General features: G+C 45.8%; 13 protein-coding genes and 1 pseudogene. 7 read left to right on the forward strand and 7 right to left on the reverse strand.

Translation table 11 applies throughout. The features are described from left to right. Window positions 1-333 precede the first annotated feature (333 nt). Complete coding sequence (sstT, locus tag J2T20_RS12425) at window positions 334-1,563, forward strand: serine/threonine transporter SstT (protein WP_307588734.1); 1,230 nt, start codon at window positions 334-336, stop codon at window positions 1,561-1,563. A 79-nt stretch (window positions 1,564-1,642) separates the two neighbouring features. Here the strand turns inward: sstT and J2T20_RS12430 are convergent, their stop codons facing one another. Continuing rightward, window positions 1,643-2,425, reverse strand: coding sequence for a nucleotidyltransferase domain-containing protein (locus J2T20_RS12430; RefSeq protein ID WP_307588736.1), 783 nt, complete (start codon window positions 2,423-2,425; stop codon window positions 1,643-1,645). Between the two features lie 30 nt (window positions 2,426-2,455). Further along, entirely contained in the window at window positions 2,456-3,811 is a 1,356-nt protein-coding gene (locus tag J2T20_RS12435; RefSeq protein WP_307588737.1) for an aminotransferase-like domain-containing protein, read from the reverse strand. Window positions 3,812-3,984: 173 nt separating this feature from the next. Here J2T20_RS12435 and J2T20_RS12440 point away from each other — a divergent pair, with 173 nt between their 5' ends. From J2T20_RS12440 to J2T20_RS12450, 3 genes and pseudogenes are all read left to right on the forward strand, one after another. Then, on the forward strand, window positions 3,985-4,935 hold the full coding sequence (locus J2T20_RS12440) for a DMT family transporter (RefSeq protein ID WP_307588792.1): 951 nt from the start codon (window positions 3,985-3,987) through the stop codon (window positions 4,933-4,935). Window positions 4,936-5,222: 287 nt separating this feature from the next. After that, window positions 5,223-5,666, forward strand: a pseudogene (locus J2T20_RS12445) (RpiB/LacA/LacB family sugar-phosphate isomerase); the annotation flags it as partial. A 346-nt stretch (window positions 5,667-6,012) separates the two neighbouring features. Then, the gene (locus tag J2T20_RS12450; RefSeq protein ID WP_307588740.1) at window positions 6,013-6,297 is read left to right on the forward strand and encodes a PQ-loop domain-containing transporter; all 285 of its coding nucleotides are present in this window, start codon (window positions 6,013-6,015) and stop codon (window positions 6,295-6,297) included. Window positions 6,298-7,288: 991 nt separating this feature from the next. Here J2T20_RS12450 and J2T20_RS12455 read toward each other — a convergent pair. The 3 genes from J2T20_RS12455 to J2T20_RS12465 all read right to left on the reverse strand — a co-directional run bounded on the left by J2T20_RS12455 (window position 7,289) and on the right by J2T20_RS12465 (window position 9,872). Beyond that, the gene (locus tag J2T20_RS12455; protein WP_307588742.1) at window positions 7,289-7,915 is read right to left on the reverse strand and encodes a type 1 glutamine amidotransferase family protein; all 627 of its coding nucleotides are present in this window, start codon (window positions 7,913-7,915) and stop codon (window positions 7,289-7,291) included. A gap of 113 nt (window positions 7,916-8,028) precedes the next feature. Then, on the reverse strand, window positions 8,029-8,991 hold the full coding sequence (locus J2T20_RS12460) for a helix-turn-helix transcriptional regulator (RefSeq protein WP_307588744.1): 963 nt from the start codon (window positions 8,989-8,991) through the stop codon (window positions 8,029-8,031). Between the two features lie 461 nt (window positions 8,992-9,452). Further along, window positions 9,453-9,872 carry a GNAT family N-acetyltransferase gene (locus tag J2T20_RS12465; protein WP_307588793.1) on the reverse strand — a complete coding sequence of 140 codons (420 nt, stop codon included), beginning with the start codon at window positions 9,870-9,872 and terminating at the stop codon, window positions 9,453-9,455. Between the two features lie 392 nt (window positions 9,873-10,264). Between J2T20_RS12465 and J2T20_RS12470 the strand changes: the two genes are divergently transcribed. The 3 genes from J2T20_RS12470 (at window position 10,265) to J2T20_RS12480 (ending at window position 13,640) form a co-directional block, all read left to right on the forward strand. Then, complete coding sequence (locus tag J2T20_RS12470; protein WP_307588746.1) at window positions 10,265-11,059, forward strand: hypothetical protein; 795 nt, start codon at window positions 10,265-10,267, stop codon at window positions 11,057-11,059. Beyond that, window positions 10,998-13,142 carry a hypothetical protein gene (locus tag J2T20_RS12475; RefSeq protein WP_307588748.1) on the forward strand — a complete coding sequence of 715 codons (2,145 nt, stop codon included), beginning with the start codon at window positions 10,998-11,000 and terminating at the stop codon, window positions 13,140-13,142. Before J2T20_RS12470 ends, J2T20_RS12475 begins: the two co-directional genes overlap by 62 nt. A gap of 156 nt (window positions 13,143-13,298) precedes the next feature. Further along, a complete protein-coding gene (locus J2T20_RS12480) occupies window positions 13,299-13,640 on the forward strand; it encodes a fibronectin type III domain-containing protein (protein WP_307588749.1) in 342 nt (113 codons plus the stop codon). A gap of 387 nt (window positions 13,641-14,027) precedes the next feature. Here J2T20_RS12480 and J2T20_RS12485 read toward each other — a convergent pair whose 3' ends face one another. Both J2T20_RS12485 and J2T20_RS12490 read right to left on the reverse strand, forming a co-directional pair. After that, complete coding sequence (locus J2T20_RS12485) at window positions 14,028-15,026, reverse strand: HAD family hydrolase (RefSeq protein WP_307588751.1); 999 nt, start codon at window positions 15,024-15,026, stop codon at window positions 14,028-14,030. Beyond that, window positions 15,019-17,814 carry a glycoside hydrolase family 38 N-terminal domain-containing protein gene (locus tag J2T20_RS12490; RefSeq protein ID WP_307588752.1) on the reverse strand — a complete coding sequence of 932 codons (2,796 nt, stop codon included), beginning with the start codon at window positions 17,812-17,814 and terminating at the stop codon, window positions 15,019-15,021. Before J2T20_RS12490 ends, J2T20_RS12485 begins: the two co-directional genes overlap by 8 nt. Window positions 17,815-17,839 lie beyond the last annotated feature (25 nt).

The following is a 17,839-nucleotide window of genomic DNA, read 5'->3' on the forward strand; positions in this document are numbered from 1 at the left end:
TTTAGAGGGAAATACTCCCGCTAAATAACTCGATAAGTGGTTCAATCCTTAAATTAGTAGGAAAAATTCCTTCTAAATTTAGACTGAACTAATGAAGCACCTGGTTGTTGTTCATACGTGTTTCACAGAAGTTTTCATCACAGTTCAGTCTATATAGCTTTAATTATAAAAGTGAATAATTATGTACAGATTTTGGCACTCTCACACAACCGACAATTTTCGTGCTAAACTTACATAAATATAAACTTGCCAACATAGTAAAGCGTTTATGCCTTATCAGTTTAAAGCGCTGGGCTTAAGTTATATTTCCATATTGAAACCGGGGGAAAATCATTGAAAACATTACTACTCAAGTGGAACCAAGTAAGCTTAGTACGACGAATTCTTGTGGGGATTATAGTTGGTATAATATTGGCTTTAGTTATTCCTAATGCAACGGGAATCACCATTTTCGGTTCCTTGTTTGTATCCTCATTAAAGGCGGTTGCGCCTGTATTGGTCTTGCTCATCGTAATGTCAGCCATATCCCAACATAAACAAGGCCAACAAACGAATATGAAATCGATTATTCTTTTGTATGGTTTAAGTACATTTTTGGCGGGACTAATAGCCGTTATTGCAAGTTTTATCTTCCCGGTAAACTTATCCCTTGTAACGGGTGCCAGCGACCTGACTCCACCTGATGGGATTGTAGAAGTACTTAAGACTTTGCTATTTAAGGTTGTGGACAACCCAGTAAACGCCCTAATGAATGCCAACTATATTGGTATCCTGACTTGGGCTATTCTTCTGGGTGTCGCATTAAAAAATGCCAATGATTCTACAAAAAACATGCTTACTAATTTTTCAGATGCTGTTTCACATATCGTTAAATGGGTGATCAACTTAGCACCACTAGGTATCATGGGACTTGTTTTTGATTCCATCACAGCCAATGGACTTTCCTCTTTGCTCGATTACGGTAAACTACTTATTGTTCTTATTGGATGTATGCTATTTATGGCACTTGTTGTTAATCCATTGATTGTTTATGTGAATATTCGCAGAAATCCTTACCCGCTTGTTTTTCATTGCCTGAAGGAAAGTGGGATTACCGCATTCTTTACCCGCAGCTCAGCTGCAAACATTCCAGTCAACATGAGCTTATGTGAAGAAATGGAGTTGGATCCGGATACGTATTCGGTGTCTATTCCATTAGGTGCTACCATTAACATGGCAGGTGCAGCCGTAACGATTTCAGTCTTGACTCTCGCTGCTGTTCATACGGTTGGCATTGAAGTAGATTTTGGCACGGCACTTATTCTTAGCGTCCTATCCGCTGTATCTGCTGCTGGGGCCTCAGGTGTTGCGGGCGGCTCGCTTTTATTGATTCCTCTAGCGTGCAGCATCTTCGGCATTTCAAATGATGTGGCAATTCAAGTCGTTGGTGTTGGTTTCATAATTGGCGTTCTTCAGGACTCCTTTGAAACAGCCCTTAACTCATCCTCTGACTTACTCTTTACCGCAACCGCTGAATATGCAAAGAAACGTAAAGAAGGCACGGACTTTGTGATTAAGACGTAGGGAAAAATGATAAAAAGCAGAGGCTTAGGCCTCTGCTTTTTTTTGTTGCCAGTTGGAGGCGTGCCCAAACTCTAAGCCCCTATCCCCATACTTCCCTTAATGCTGAACGGAACAAAACATCGAGCTCCTGATCCTGTACAGCCTCTGCCGTAAGCATACCTACAGCCGTCTTTTCGTAGTAAGCTATTCTCTCTTCTAAAAAAAGGTTGATCGGGTTGATTCTTGGTTCATAATCCATTTCATCCCCCGCTATTTTGCGAGCTAATAAATCCAGAATAACCGCCTTTAACTCACTACCCGCTGGCACTAATACGTCAATCAGTGATTGAAACTCGATAGGGGGCATCGTATTATACTGCTGGATCCACTCACAGGCCAAGATGGGACGAAGTACATAGAAATACTTTTTGATTTTGACTTGATCACCTTGCAGATAATCCCGATAGTTCCCCTTTGCCATGTGCAGGTAGTGATACATGCATGATTTGGGAGAGAATGTGAAGGGGGAAATGCCCCGGATTTGCTCCGCTACCGAATACTGTTCCATGTAATGAATCGGAGATTGCAGCCACTCCAGCAGCGGAGGGTTTGATTTCCGAAACAAATTCAGGGCTTTTTTCAAATCCCAGCCGCTAATGTCAAGTTGATCACTGATAGGCCGCTCGATCACATCCCGTTTCTCAAAGATCGATAAATACCACTCCACGGGCCGGATATATATAAATCTCACATCATAGTCACTGTCTTTGGACGGGAAGCCCCACGCACGACTTCCCGATTCGCAAGCATACAAGATCCGAACCCCTTCGTCCCTTTCGATCCGGTGTAACTCCTCCAAGATTTGCTCCCGAACATCGGACATAAGACTCTACCTCCCTTTGTTTATTAATTATCATATTATTGAGTTATATCCTTTCATCCCCCTCACTTCTTCGGTAATCGCCCTAACTCCCTCCTCAATTTGCTCCGGCTGCGCTTGGGAAATGCTGATCCGCAAGAACTTTTCCCGATCCAGGTAGCCGGATAAATAGAATCCTTTTCCAGATACGACATTGACATTTCTAGCCGTAAGTCTCTTTATCAATTGCTCCAAATTAACCGTTTGCGGGAGCTTAAATTGCACAAAAATTCCTGAGTTAACCCCAGAACTCTCTATTAATCCTGCATCGTTATACCGCTCTAATGCCTCATTCAGCGTGCGAATCCTGGCTGCGTATTGGTTGCATATTTTCTGTTTGTGCCGTTCGTACATATCATTGTTAATGTATACTTCGAGGGCCGCCTGAGACAGCAGCGAGGTGTCGCCATATCTTTTATAGGAATGAAACGTCTCCAGTAGAGACTCCGGCAAAATGACGGCCCCCAACCGCAAACCGGGGAATATAATCTTCGAAAAGCTTTTTAAATAAACGACATGAGAAGTTCTGTTGTACGCGTAAATCGGATCAAATCCCCGTTCTTCACCCAAATCAGCCATATAGTCGTCTTCAACAATATAGACATTGTATTTGCTAGCCAAACTGGCAATCGCTTCCCTAACCTCCGCACTATAAGAAGTGCCCAGCGGATTGTGGTACCTTGACATCGTATAAAAAAATTTAATGTCGCCGGATTTGAACCTCTCCTTTAATTCCCTCAGATCGATACCTGCTGCCGTGCGGGCAATGCCGCTAACCGGTATGCCTTCTGCCTCAAGAAACCGCAAATAGATATCGTAGCTCGGCTGTTCGACTAGGATGACTGACTTCCCATTGGGGAATGGCATTTTCGCCAATATCTCCAACGCCGGCTGCACACCCGAAGTCACTATTATCCGCTCCGCATTCGTAAATACTTGATCTCCTGCAAGATGGGAGGCCAGGGTATGACGAAGCTTCTCCAGTCCTCTTGAATCTCCGTAGGTAAACAGCTGGTGCTTATATTTATCAATCGCCTTGTTCAAGCAATGCTGGAAATCCAAATACGGGAACACGTTCACATCGGGCAGCACGGAAGCGAAATCTATGATTTTGCTGGGTTTGTCGTTAGTCTCATCTCCCGATTTCTCGACTACATAATGGCCGCTTTGCGAGATTGAATAAATGGCGTGCCGCTTCTCCAGCTCTGCGTATGCCCGTATAACCGTGCTCATGCTGCACCCATATTGCTCCGAGGTACTGCGAATGGAAGGCAGCTTTTGGCCTGGACGATATTGTCCCTCTAAGATTTTCTGCTCTAGTTCGGACAGAATAACCAGATACTTTTTCATGCCGCTCCCCCTCACCTATCTCTATCCAGTATACAAGAATCAATAAACTGTATCGATACAGTTATGATAATACGTTATTGTTCAGGTCATGATTTCCCTCTACAATTTTGAGTAACGGATAGCTGTTCGCGAACATGATCCCAGCTGTTTAAAAGAGGAGGAGACACACCATCATAGACCACCAAGGAACGAAACTTGCTTATTTATCAGCGCTATTGAACGCAGTGATCATCGGATTCTCGTTCTTGTTTACCAAAATGGCGCTTGATTATGCTGACCCTATCGATACGCTAACGTACCGTTTTGCACTCTCTTTTATAGTGATGTCGATTCCGGTTATGTTCGGCCGAGTAACACTGAACTACCGCAACAAACCGTTAGGCAAACTGCTGCTTCTGGCATCGATGTACCCTCTTGGCTTCTTCACGCTTCAAACGTTCGGGCTGCAGCAGGCCACCTCTTCCGAGGGAGGCATCTTGTATGCCACCACACCGATCTTGACGATGGTTTTAGCCTCCGTATTTTTGAAGGAAACCACAACTGTCCTGCAGAAGCTTTCGATCTTCTTATCGGTATTCGGCGTGGTGTTCATCTTTATGATGAAGGGCACTGGCATCGACTTGACGAACATACAGGGTATTTCCCTATTATTCTTATCGTGTCTGGCTTTCGCCGGATATGGCGTTATGGCCCGCTCGCTGCTCAGAACCTTCAGCCCTGCGGAGATCAGCTATTTGATGTTTGGAATTGGCTTTGTTACTTTCCTGATCATTTCACTAACAGATCATGTTGCCGCCGGGACGCTCGATCGCTTCATCGCACCGCTCGCCAGCAGCACATTTATCGTATCGATTCTGTACCTCGGAGTGATATCTTCACTCCTAACCTCACTGATGGCAAACTATGCCTTGTCCCGAATAGAGGCCTCAAAAATGAGTGTATTCTCAAATCTGTCGACGATCGTCTCGATCACAGCCGGTTCACTATTCCTCAGAGAAGAGATTACGAAGTATTCGATGATCGGTTCATTGATGATTATAGCGGGAGTTGTGGGAACGATTTTTTTGGGGCAAAAAAAGACTAAGAAACCAATTATGAATTCCGACCTCGTTGAAGTTCGGTGAGGATCTTATACAAAATTAGGAGCTGATTGCACAAGGCTAACTCATACCCCAACCAATTTTTCACTAAATATAAAACGTGCGGCTGAAATGTTTAGTTGCAGAGATTGGTAAAAATTTATTATTCCGAACGTAAGGAAACACAAAAAAATCCCTAGGGACATGATACCGTGTTCATGATCATTATCAAAATGGCTGCTAGTGAACTATATTTGGAATTGGCTAATATTAATCTATAGGAGTGTACCTATTATGAAAATTGCGATGGCAAGCGATCACGCGCATCATTAGCTGTCGCAGAAGCTAAAGCGGACCGGGGGATCTTTATTGATGGAGTTGGATATGGCAGCGCACTTATCGCAAATAAAATATACGGACTTAATGCCGCCGTTTGTCAGGATCCATTCTGCGCCGGGCTGGCCCGTTCCCATTCGAACACAAATATTCTATGTATTGGTGCTAAAATAATAGGTTCTGCCCTCGCTCTTGAAACGGTCAAGGCATGGATGACAACCGACTTTCTTGCAGATATCGATAAATATAAAACCGGGCGATATCTGGAGTTTATGACCAGACCTCGCTCGGTTTATTTGTCGGTAGCATCCTCGCGCATCAACATATCCCCAGTTCAATTGTCCTTCCGCATTGACAGTGGACAGCACTCCACATGTGTCGAGGTGACAGGGAGTACAGGCTTTTATACTAATGGAATGGCATTTGCCCACGACTTCTAGGCGCCCTAAAAAGCGTCTTTTCTTTTGCGCGGGAAAATACCCGAAACGTTATACTCGCCAATTCCGGGAGTCTGACGGCATAAAAAAGACCGAGGCGAATTGTCCCCGGCTTAGTTCAGTACCGAAACGCGATCTTTATTTACTTTTTCGAGCTTGTCCTGCGACGTGCGGAAGGCGATCTTTACGCTATCATTCCCGGTCACTAGTTCTACGCGCTTAATATGACGTTCCAGTAACACGAATATAGCAATAGGATTCGATTTTTACATTAAAGGGGGTGTGACGTTTAGTTTCATAAAATATTAGATTTTGCATATAAATTCCAGAAGAAGGGCGGTGGACTTGAATGGTTTTTGAACTTTTACAATTGATTGGCGGGTTCATATTAGCGTCAGGTTGGGTTCCGCAAATATTAAAAATAGTAAAAACCAAATCAGTAACAGATTTAAGCGCAAAAAGCTTTTGGTTAGTATTCATTGGGATTGCTTTTATGGAAATTTATGCTGTTAATTTAGTGGTACAGGGTGTTGGAATTGCATTTTTAATAACGAACACTTTGTCTTTATTACTTATCGGACTTATTTTAACCTTTATATACTTATTCAAGAATAAGAACCCCGAACGCGAATAACAAGGGAAAAGCGCCGGGGGTAAATCGTCGTCTTTCCGATTCCGATCGAAAAGGCGATATGCCGGTTATAAACGATTATTGTTAGATTGTGGAACCCGACATTTCGAAAAATTGCGCATAAATTTTAGACGGCTTTTGTGTCGGCAATGATACCCCCGCTCGTCCCCAATTTTGTCAGGTTAAGCAGCTATAGCCCTCGTCGCTTGGTCTTTGTGAACCTATTGGCTTTGGTCTATTTGTCTCGCATGAAAGAACGGTTCTTCACCACAGGGACAATGTTGCGCTGAAGCTCTTCGAGAAATTGGGCATGAAGGAGATCCTGCTTCGCCTCGTCTTCTTCTAAAACCATGGCGATCAGCCGGTCATCAATTAAAACCTCGGAACCCCTACAAAGTAAGGGTTCCGAGGTTTTTGAGGTATGGTGCGGTCGGCGGGATTTGAACCCGCACACCCTATGGGCACTACCCCCTCAATGTCGCCCAACACTTTCCGCTGTTTCCCAAAATGTCCTAGAGCCTACTCCTATAAGGCTTTCGGGTATCTTATCTCTCCGCTAGTTCCCTATGATTTACGTATGTATTTTCTCTTTTACTCAATTATTACTCATCATTTGCTCACCTTTTGCTTCAAGTTTCTTAACTAAATCTACATGTACTGTATGGGGTCTGTAAGATTCTTGATCTAACAAGCTTTTCGCAAATGAATTCCGTTTCTGACGTCTCATTTCCGCTCAATTATGATGATGTTTTACATTAATTTTACTTTTGAATATATATGTTCCTATTTGTCCCCAGATTGTCCCTATAAACGGAAACTTGATCCTATTGATAACCCAAATTAGTGCCTCCGATAGCCATCACATATACCATTGTCTGCTAATATTATGTCATTAGTGCATTTGTGATATCAAAAACAGCCTTAATAGACGTTTCAATATCCGAATCCCCAAGGTTGTAAAAATGAATGTTGGTAAACTCCGCAAAATAATTTTTTATTGGATTGAATTCATCAACTCATAGAAATATTTGGATTCATGAGTCTTATTAAGACTATACCAGGCATCTAATGTTTTTGAAGAAAACACACCCAGAGCTTTCAAGACGTGTACAGAAAATTCCAACGGAGCTATTCCAGATGCAGTGATCAGTTTTCCATCAGTTACAGCAGACTCCATTTTGTAATACTTTTCGCCCGTGTAAGTGGGACAGATCATTTTAAGGTATTCCAGATCATTGCTTGTATGCCAACGTGAATTCAGCAATCCTGTCTGGGCAAGTCCCATTGTAGCACCACAAATCGCTGCAACCAATACACCTTCCTTTAAACACTTCTCAACGATTTTTAAGATGGCTTGGTGAATTGTTTCTGTCCATGTATCTCCACCGGGCAAAATCAATGTATCTGTGCTTTCAATGCTGCACTCATCCAGTTTGATGTCAGGCAGTATTTTCAATCCGCCCATTGTAGTCACAGGAGTTTTTTCAATTCCCACGGTAACTATTTTTGATGGGGCCAGCCCCTTTTTATAATATCTTCCCGAGTTCAGTTCGGCAGTTAAGTAACCTATTTCCCAGTCTGACATTGTGTCAAACACATAAAGATATACCGTATTATTCATTTGCAAGTTCTCCTTATTTTACAATTCATCAAGTGATACCAACCATCCATAGGTAATCAATGATTATCATCATTATAAAATAGCTTCACTGACATCTGCTGTCAGTGAAGCTATTAAAGTTGATAGTATTCCATTAACTCCGACGCAACTGCAACAAGTTTTTCCTTCAAACTCTGTGGTTCGATTACTTGAATGGATTTACCGTAGGATAGGAGAAGATGAGGTACATATCTATGAATTGATTCTTCCTCAAGTAAAAAGATTGCTTGATTGGATGTCCGCTCTTTCAGATGATGCCCCAAAAACCAATGCAGGCATAAGTCATCCAATGCCTCTGACCTGCCTCCGATAATTAAAGAAATTAACCCGTCCTTGCCCACTAAATCAGGTAACAGATTTTTCATAAAAAATTCACGGGCCGAAAAAGCTTCGGAACGCTTAAATATGTTTTGAGTACGCTTGATTTGTAGAATCCGTTCTGCCCGAAAGCTGCGGATCTCATTTCTTAGGTGGCAAAATGCAACAGTATACCATTTATTGTTCCAGTAAACCATTCCATAGGGGTCTATCACCCTATTCTTGGGTTGTTCTTCATGGCTTGTGCGATAATCAATTTCTACAGAGAATTCGTTTGCTACAGCCTGCTCCAATTCCGCCAATACCGGCTGAACAGAAGGGTCTCCCATGCGGTTTATAACTTCAAATCCGGCTAAATGACGGCTAAGTATACTTTCCTGCTCCTGATTCGAATACATTTTCAATTTTGATGTCGCATTGCCTAATGCCTCACTCAAAGGGTATCCGGCTTCTTTTGCAAAAACAGCAGCATGAAGGAGTGCCTTTTTTTCTTCAATATCAAATAGCAGAGGTGCTCTGATAAAATTATTCAGCAAGCTATACCCGCCATTATGACCTGTGTCGGATATTATAGGCACTCCGCTGGCACATAGTGCATCAATATACCGATAAACTGTCCTTATATTTATTTCTAACTTTTCGGATATTTGTTTTGCAGTCATTTTTACGCCAGAATTCAGCATCCATAGAATTGCCAGCATATTATCGTTTTTTGGCATAACATGAACCCTCATCTTTTATTAAACCTCAATATTTTATAAATATCTTTTTTATCTTCTCAAGGATCGCACTAAATTATTAGCTTTGCGAATCGCCTGCATCCCTTTATTCATCAATCTTTCAGCCTTTCAATCCTCACGCAGCATTCAACGTGACTCGTCTACCTATCTTTCAACTTCCTTGAGCGATACTGTCACATCTCTTTTCGTACCATCAATATTAGACACTCCACATGTATGGAGTTCTTAATATTGATAAAATAGAAAGGAACTGGCCTTCAATCCCGATCCTTTTCACCTAACATTCACTGATACCAAGTCAAATTTTGAATCAAGCAGTAGACTGCGGCCAAATCCTCCACTTGCTTGTGTAATTAACCTGCTGCTTTTGCAATGACGACAAGATGTTCCCCGACGCATGAACGCTTATATTCGTATTCGCCAGCGCTCAATTAATTATTTTATTCATATACCATAACCCAATATTTTTCTTCTAGTTTACCTTCTTCAACAACTTTCTTCCAACCATTATTCTCATAAAACTTAATCGCTTTTTGATTTTCGGATACACATTTCAATCTTATTGGTTTATTCATTTTTTCTATGGAGGCATTAAGCAATTGACCACCAACACCCTTACCTGAGAAATCAGGGTGAACAAATAAATTATGAATAAAATCATCTGGCAAGTACAAAGAAGCAAATCCAAGGATATGAGTATCTTCCTCTGCTAAAATTATATACTCTCCTTCAGTATGCTTATCAAAGTCTTCTAAAATCATTTCTTCATTATCTGCCCAATGAAAACTTTTACGACGAGATTCTAGATATATAAGTCTTAAATCAGGGTAGTCTAATTCACTTGCTACTCTAATATTTATATTTTCACCCTCATTTTCTTTTATATAAATAATGACATATTTTTTAATCTATATATTTTAGGTTTAAATCTAAGTTTTCCTTCTTACACTAACCTGCCCGTTTAACAACAGAATTTAAGTGTACACCATCTTAAAAACCAATGCATTTGAGCAATACTGTCACATCTCACTTATTCTTTTAGGCATCATCAATATTAAGCACTCCACATGTGCTGAGAACACAACATAGATGCACATTAAAAACTCTGGGTGTCTATCAAATCGGGGTAGTGAACTAATTCTCATGCATGATGATACATGCACAAACCCTAGTTTACCTAATGAACACTATATAGCGAATAAGGATTTTTGATAGCATTGCTGCACAAATATATTTATGAGGAGACAGAAAAATGCAGACGAAAAAGTCTTTAGATCGGACGGCTCTCGTGCCCGATCCGAATACTGGATATCTGATTCCGGACTATTTCGGTACCGCCAACTGGGCCTATAGTCCGCCGCTGAGAAAATTCCTTGATTCAATGCCAGGGCTGGGATCTAGCAGCACAAATGCTTTAGGTCAGTACATCCCGATTGCTGTCGCCGATACGACGACTTATTCAGGTTCTGACTACTACGAAATCGCCGTGGTTGAGTTTAAAGAACAGATGCACTCGGATCTGCCACCCACCACGCTCCGAGGCTATGTGCAATTGTCTACAACAGTCGTTCCCGGTGCGCATATTGCTTTGACCCATAATGGTGTGCCGATTTTAAAAGGTGATGGCACTCAGGCTTACGGAGTGGATGCGCCCCATTATATGGGACCTGCTATTATCACCACCCGTGACGTACCGGTGCGCATCAAGTTCTATAATCTGCTTCCTACCGGCGCTTGCGGCAATCTATTCGTCCCGGTAGATACAACTGTTATGGGAGCTGGGCATGGACCGCTAGGACATGATGCCATGCCTATGCATTACACACAAAACCGCGCCAACATCCATCTTCATGGTAATAATACCATCTGGATTAGCGATGGGACACCTCATCAGTGGATTACCCCGGCGGGAGAAGACACTCCCTATCCTCAGGGTGTCAGTGTAGTGAACGTCCCTGATATGGAGAATGTAGACGACCCCCGCGATGGTATACAGACCTTGTACTACACCCAATGCACAAAGTGCAAGGCTGATGTTCTATCATGATCACTCATTTGGTATCACTCGCCTTAATGTCTATGTCGGAGAAGCTGCAGCTTATCTATTGACTGACCGGGTTGAACAGGATCTCATCAATGGCACCAACAAATCCGGGGTTAATCCAGGCTTGAAAAAGATTCTTCCCGAACTTGGGATTCCCCTGGTTATCCCAGACAAAACTTTCGTTGATACCAACACCATCCTGGGTACGGATCCCACTTGGGCATGGGGAACAACGCCAGGTACACCCAATACCGGCGACCTTTGGTATCCTCATGTCTATAGTCCAGCCCAGAATCCCTGGGATCCCAGCGGGGCAAACCCGTTTGGCCGATGGATGTATGGCCCGTGGTTCTGGCCGCCTACAACGAATATAGAGCACGGGCCGGTTCCGAACCCTTACTACGATCCCGTAAATGCGCCCGAGCAACCGCCAATGATGCCTGCTACGCCTAACCCCTCGATGCCGGGTGAAGCGTTTATGGACACCCCTGTTGTCAATGGTACTGCCTACCCCTACCTGGAAGTAGAGCCCAAGGCTTACCGTTTCCGCATCCTAAATGCTGCCGATGACCGTTTCTTTAATTTGCAAATGTATGTAGCTGATCCTTCTGGCTATGTCTCACCTGACACGGGATATGCTACAGAAGTCAAGATGGTACCCGCTTGTGGAACACCGGGTATTCCTGCAGACTGGCCAAGTGGCGTGCCCGATCCTGCCTTAAAAGGACCAGACTGGATTCAAATCGGCACCGAGAGCGGCTTCCTGCCGGCACCTGTAGTGATCCCTAGCCAGCCGATCACATGGAACCTGAATGCGACAAACTTCAACTTCGGAAATGTCGATCAGCACTCGCTCCTGTTGGGAACCGCAGAAAGAGCGGATGTCATCGTTGACTTTTCCCAGTATGCCGGGAAGACTCTCATTCTTTATAACGATGCTCCCGCAGCTTTCCCAGCTTCCGACCCACGCTATGACTATTACACGGGCAATCCGGACCTAACTGCTGAGGGTGGCGCGCCGTCCACGCAACCTGGATACGGTCCCAATACCCGCACGATTATGCAGATCAGAGTGGCAGCTTCTGCTCCCGCACCTGCGTATGACATTACTGTGTTAGAAGCTGCGTTTTCTAAAACAGACACAAAAAGAGGTGTCTTTGAAGCGACCCATGATCCGATCATAATCCCACAGGCTGCTTACAACTCCGCCTATAACGTTACTAATTTGCCTGCTAACGCTTCCAGCGCCTACGTACAACTTCAAGAGTTCTCCAAAACCTTTAGTCCGATAGACGCGAGCGGAGTTCTTCAGCCGCCTGTTACCCTGCAGATCGAACCGAAGGCTTTACAAGATGAAATGGGTGAAGTCTACGACACCGGGTATGGACGGATGAGTGGTATGCTTGGACTAGAATTCCCTGTCACGAGTTCTAACTTCAATCAATTTGTAGTCTACGGCTATGCCAGTCCACCCGTTGAAATTATCAAAGGTACAGCAAATCTTAATGCGACTCCGATTGGCTCTCTTGATGATGGAACTCAGATCTGGAAGATCACTCACAACGGTGTGGATACTCATACCATTCACACCCACCTGTTCTCTGCACAGCTCATTAACCGGGTTGCCTGGGACGGAGCTATGCTACCGCCGGATCCTAATGAACTGGGCTGGAAGGAAACCTTCAGGGTAAACCCGCTCGAGCACACCATCATTGCGCTGAGACCCAATATTCCTGCCCCTGAACAGGTACCATTCGAGGTGCCAAACAGTGTTCGCCTGATCGACCCAACAATGCCCGAGGGTGCTGTACTAACACCGCCACCACCTGTAGGATGGTTCGATCCGCTCGGAAATCCAATTAACCAAGTTACCAACCATTATGTGAACTTTGGTTGGGAATACGTGTATCACTGCCATATTTTAGCTCACGAAGAGATGGATATGATGCATGCTATGGCGTATGTCGTTCCACCAAAAGCGCCTTCCAGTCTCGTTGCGAATCTTATCATTTTCTTCTTCGAGAGACGTGTAGTTTTAACCTGGACGAACAATTCCATTAACGAGACCAGCTTCACTGTCCAGTGAGCAGTCAATAGTTTTGGCCCGTGGACTAATATAGCAACGCTGCCAGCCGGTTCAACTTCATACACCGATCCAGTCAGCATTTTTATCAACGCTTACTACTACCGGGTGGTTGCCTCCAACACTGTCGGCGACACCGCCACTCCTGGCTTTCCAACGATGACAGTTGACTCTGACTTTTCCAATGTCGTGAAGGTTGATCCAAATCAAGTTCAACTGCCAGCGGCTCCAACTAATTTGACTGCAATACGACAAGGCGGACGACAAGTTCGTCTGACCTGGAGGGACAATGCCTGGAATGAGACTGGTTTTGTGATCGAACGCTCTATTAATGGTGGAGCCTATTTCGCGCTCGTCACAATTGGACCGAGATTTTTAACGGGTAATGTCAACTTCACTGATAGAACTGTAATTCGTGAAAATCGCTACACCTACCGGGTAGCGGCTATAAATGCGACTGGAATGTCGGCTTACTCGAACACGGCAACCGTGAATCTGTAACCTGCGGCATCATTTCATGGGATGGCAAGTCCGCTTGGGTGAATGCTCAACCATTCTTCATCATTACACCGCAAATCATTAACAAGTGGCTGGATAATCTGGAGGGAGCTTAGGCTCCCTCCAGATTATTTTCATGCCTTCAGAGTTACCCTTTAGTTGATGACGGCAGCCGTGCAGAACATGAAGAAGATGGCGATCCACCTGGATCGCCTGGAGAAACGAGGGTAACCCCCTCGATTTCTCGATTTTACATATGCCAAAACAAAAAGAGAAACCCAAGGTCATGGAAATGACCGGGTTTCTCGACAAGCTGAAAGAAACCTGCCAATTTGGGTAGGTTTCTTTGTGTCCTCTTGGCCCGGCGGTCAAAGGGACAGCCCGACCCATTTATATCCTTTTCCGCCCGGACAGCAGCGGCAGCAGTTCATCCAGAGAACTGAATTCCCCGGCCAACAGCGGCCTTATGCCGCTCCGCGTAATATTGCCCCCGGAGATGCCGAAGGCGGGGAACCCGGCGAGACGAATGGACAGCACGCCTGCCGAGGAATCTTCAATGCCCACAACCCGGCTGCCCGGCTCAAGTCCCAGCCCCACTTTGGCTGTTTCAGCATACAGCCACGGGTGCGGCTTCGGTGCCAATTCTCCCAGCGTTCCCGCTTGCCCTGGGCGGAGCGATTGGCCCGCCGTAATTACCGCATCGTAAACGTCAAAGGGATGACCCAGGTTCAGCGTCCGAAAAGCCGAAACCAGCTCGGGCCATGCTTTTTCATATAAACCTGAGGTAACCAGCCCCAGCTTGATCCCGTTTGATTTTAAGGTGAGCAGAAATTCCTTCAGCCCAGGCGCAGGCACAAATGCATCCCGTTTTCCCCTGCCTTGCATAATTTCGTTCATTTCATATTGTGTAATCTCGAAATAATGCCGCCTTGCTTCCTCAACTGTAGCCTCGGGGCAATATTTGGATATACAATACTGCAAATGCTCAGACACGGAATGGCCGGACACATGCGGCTCATCCTCGGCCTCAAACCGAAAAAAGGTCTGCCTTTTCAATCTTGAGACAGTTTGCTCAATAATCCATATCCAGAACGGTTCGCTATGCACACTGGTTCCGTCGAGATCCATGAGCACGGCATCGGCAGAGCCTGTAAATTCAGCCTCCCGCAAAGGATAAATCGCAGGGTATCCCATGGCAGATTTGACATAACATAAGGTTTTGTCCTCGAATACGATAAAATCGCTTTTACGATCCCTTGGCGTTAAAATGTCCAGAACGCCGTCTCTTCCCCGGCGAAACAACCCATCGCCGCCCGCCTCCTCCCTGCTAAAGTCAGGCAGCAAATCGGATAACCTTTTGCTAAAGCCCGGCAGCCTCTTCTCACTCATGGCCTTCACGCTCCGTGCGTATCTTCAGGGTGATGATCTTTTTCGGACCGATTTGCATAACAAGCTCTTCCAATTGGGCTTTGAAGTCCAGTGTACCTACCATCTGCTCATCCATGGTGCATTGCAGCACCTCAACCGGAGTTATTCCGAAGCGGAGTCTGGCCTCCTGTCGGGAAGCAGAAGCATTGAACAAACGGATAATCAGTCCGCTGCCATCCTCGGCCTGCTTCACACATGTTACGTGCAGGGCCCGGTTATGAAGTGTGAACAAGCCGGCTTCCGCTGGCAGACTTCCCTGCCCGCGCCCTGCAGCGGCGGCACGCACCGGCACTCCATACCTGGCGGCGGCTCCCAGCAAATCCCCTTGCTTCCAATCGCCTTCATGAACATGGATCGCATATTCAAAGCTTCGCTCACCCGGACATTGAATGCCCTGATCCGGCAGCTCGGTCAGCTTCTCTTCGCTGACGGCAAGTTTGATGCGGCAAGCGCGAATCAGGGTCAGTGCCAGTGTTCTTTGCTCATCGTCGAAGGCCTCGTATTCGTACAGCCCTTTTGGCAACAGAGCAATTCCGTCCTGACCGTCCGTCAGACCCACGAAAGTCCGCAGTGGATGTGTGCCCTCGGCCTGCTCCACCCAATCCGAGCTGTCAGGCAGTGTGATGGGCCGCGATACTACATCATAATGGCTGTCCGCCCAGGTAACATCGCTTTCAAGCCCTGTTGGCAGGCAGGCCCGCAGCCAGTGATCCTTGGCCCGGTTGTTTACCGTGAGCTTCACTTTCACGGCCCGAGCCCCTTTCTCGAGGGTGTACGCCACCTTCACATCAAGATCTGTCAAGATGTCATTCCGCGAATGTGCCCCCCCGTAATCAATCGGCACTGCCAGCTTATACCCGGCTTCAATCGTACTCGACAAGCTTCCGTTGACCGTGACGGCAATATTGGCCTGCATGCCCAGGCTGTTATAAATGCGGTCATGACGCGGAGCTACATGCTTCCATGCGTTCCCGCATTCGCCTTGATCTCTCAAATAATTAAGCTCACGATAGATTCTGCCGGTCTGCTTGTTATGAATATCCACCGTTCCGTTAGTGTTCACTTTTACTTTCAGAAATTCATTTTCCATGGAAACTGGGCTGCGGACAAGGGTTCCTTGATTCCTTAAATCCTGATGCTCCGGCTGAACACGATACACCCTGTATCCGAGACCCGGTAAATGGGAGAGCTCGGCCAACAAGCTGATCCGGCTGGAATCCAATATCGTAGGAACATCCCAGATGCTGTCCATGAAGACACTGGATGTCTCACTGAACACCGCTTGGCACTGGACCTCACGGTCATGCTCCGATACAAAACGCACCGATCCGGCTGCAAAAGAACGGGGCAGTTCCAGGTCCAGCTTCACAATCTCCGTCCGCTCCACCGGAAGGGGATTATATACAATAAGTTGAAGCGCATCCTGTTCCAAGCCTTCCGGTGACAAATGGGCGGCGATATAAGCCATTGCATCCTCGGATACAATATCTCCAATGTCACCCGCTTTGCGGTATCGGTATTCCATATCCGCACAGACGGCATCTGGCGCACAGCCGCCATTCGCATCATGTGTATGATTGGAGAGCAGATATTTCCAGCCGCGTTCCATATACCGTGCAGGATATTCCGCGCCAAGTGCCGCAGCTAATGAGGCCAGCGGCTCGGCATAATATACCATTGCGTTGCTGGCCGTGTAATCCATCTGCTTCAGATAAGTTCTCGCGCTAATGGTTCCCGGGAATAGAAACGTCCACATGCCTGTTTTAAGATAGGCTCTCCGCTCACCACTCAGTACAGGCAGGCTTTCCCGGTTCAAATGCTTGACGGCTTCATTCCAAAAACCCTCCAGGTCGGTGTGCTCAATGGTATAAGTGTCTCCAAGCAGTTCTGCCGCATCGGCAATCATTTGCGATTCCAAGGGGTGAGCCACCGAAATATCATGTCCGTGCATGGCCAGAAACACCTCAGTTGTGAAATGCCTGCCTTCCCGCTGCACCATCTGCTCGATTGCCTGCTTTAGCTGCCGCTTGTCGTAATGAACGGCAGGAGCTTTAATGTCATAGGCCTGGTCTTCGCCTGATAACGTGTCCGAAAGGCGGAAAGGAATCTCATCATATTGTCCCCAGGCATAACTCTTGTCGAATACCGTACCTCGGGTGACTGCACGGTGCACCTGATAATACCAGTTATAGCGGGCATACAGCGCAAATCGGCTGGCCAGCACCTCTGTTCCGTCAGGGGCGCTCCAGATCCATTCGGCATCGGCTTCATGATGGGAAATTCCGCGATAGAACATCATCTTATCGAGGCCAAATTCCCGTAGAATCTGCGGAAGCTGGCCTGTTTGTCCCCAGGATGAGGGCGTGTAGGCGACCGTGCCTGTTTTCCCTCCGTATCGTTCCAACGTTTTTCGTCCAAACATCAGGTTTCTGACCAGCGCTTCATGGGTGATGCTGAATTCCTCAGCTAATGTATAATAAGGCCCCGCGATTAATCGGCCGCTCTGGATCAGGCGTTTGATCTGCGCTTTCCGCTCCGGCCGCAGCTCCAAATAATCTTCCAGCATTATAGTATGGCCATCCAGTGTAAATGAAGCATAAGCCGGATCCGCCTCTAATATATCCAATGTCGTATCCAGCATCGTTAACAGATTGCGCCGCGTGCGTTCAAAGGATCTGCGGAACTCCCGGTCCCAATGGGTGTTAGATACCACTTTAATTTGCCTGATATGCGAGCTATCCGGTTTCATAGGCATTAATCTCCTTCTTATATCA

It is taken from the genome of Paenibacillus wynnii, from assembly GCF_030812855.1.
GTDB classification, from domain to species: Bacteria; Bacillota; Bacilli; order Paenibacillales; family Paenibacillaceae; genus Paenibacillus_AQ; species Paenibacillus_AQ wynnii_A.

Coding starts and splice junctions, on each gene's coding strand:
- J2T20_RS12480 (WP_307588749.1), top strand. CDS start 13,299: ATGACAGTTGACTCTGACTTTTCCAATGTCGTGAAGGTTGATCCAAAT.
- J2T20_RS12470 (WP_307588746.1), top strand. CDS start 10,265: ATGCAGACGAAAAAGTCTTTAGATCGGACGGCTCTCGTGCCCGATCCG.
- J2T20_RS12485 (WP_307588751.1), bottom strand. CDS start 15,026: ATGAGTGAGAAGAGGCTGCCGGGCTTTAGCAAAAGGTTATCCGATTTG.
- J2T20_RS12475 (WP_307588748.1), top strand. CDS start 10,998: ATGGTATACAGACCTTGTACTACACCCAATGCACAAAGTGCAAGGCTG.
- J2T20_RS12455 (WP_307588742.1), bottom strand. CDS start 7,915: ATGAATAATACGGTATATCTTTATGTGTTTGACACAATGTCAGACTGG.
- J2T20_RS12450 (WP_307588740.1), top strand. CDS start 6,013: ATGGTTTTTGAACTTTTACAATTGATTGGCGGGTTCATATTAGCGTCA.
- J2T20_RS12460 (WP_307588744.1), bottom strand. CDS start 8,991: ATGCCAAAAAACGATAATATGCTGGCAATTCTATGGATGCTGAATTCT.
- J2T20_RS12435 (WP_307588737.1), bottom strand. CDS start 3,811: ATGAAAAAGTATCTGGTTATTCTGTCCGAACTAGAGCAGAAAATCTTA.
- J2T20_RS12490 (WP_307588752.1), bottom strand. CDS start 17,814: ATGAAACCGGATAGCTCGCATATCAGGCAAATTAAAGTGGTATCTAAC.
- J2T20_RS12430 (WP_307588736.1), bottom strand. CDS start 2,425: ATGTCCGATGTTCGGGAGCAAATCTTGGAGGAGTTACACCGGATCGAA.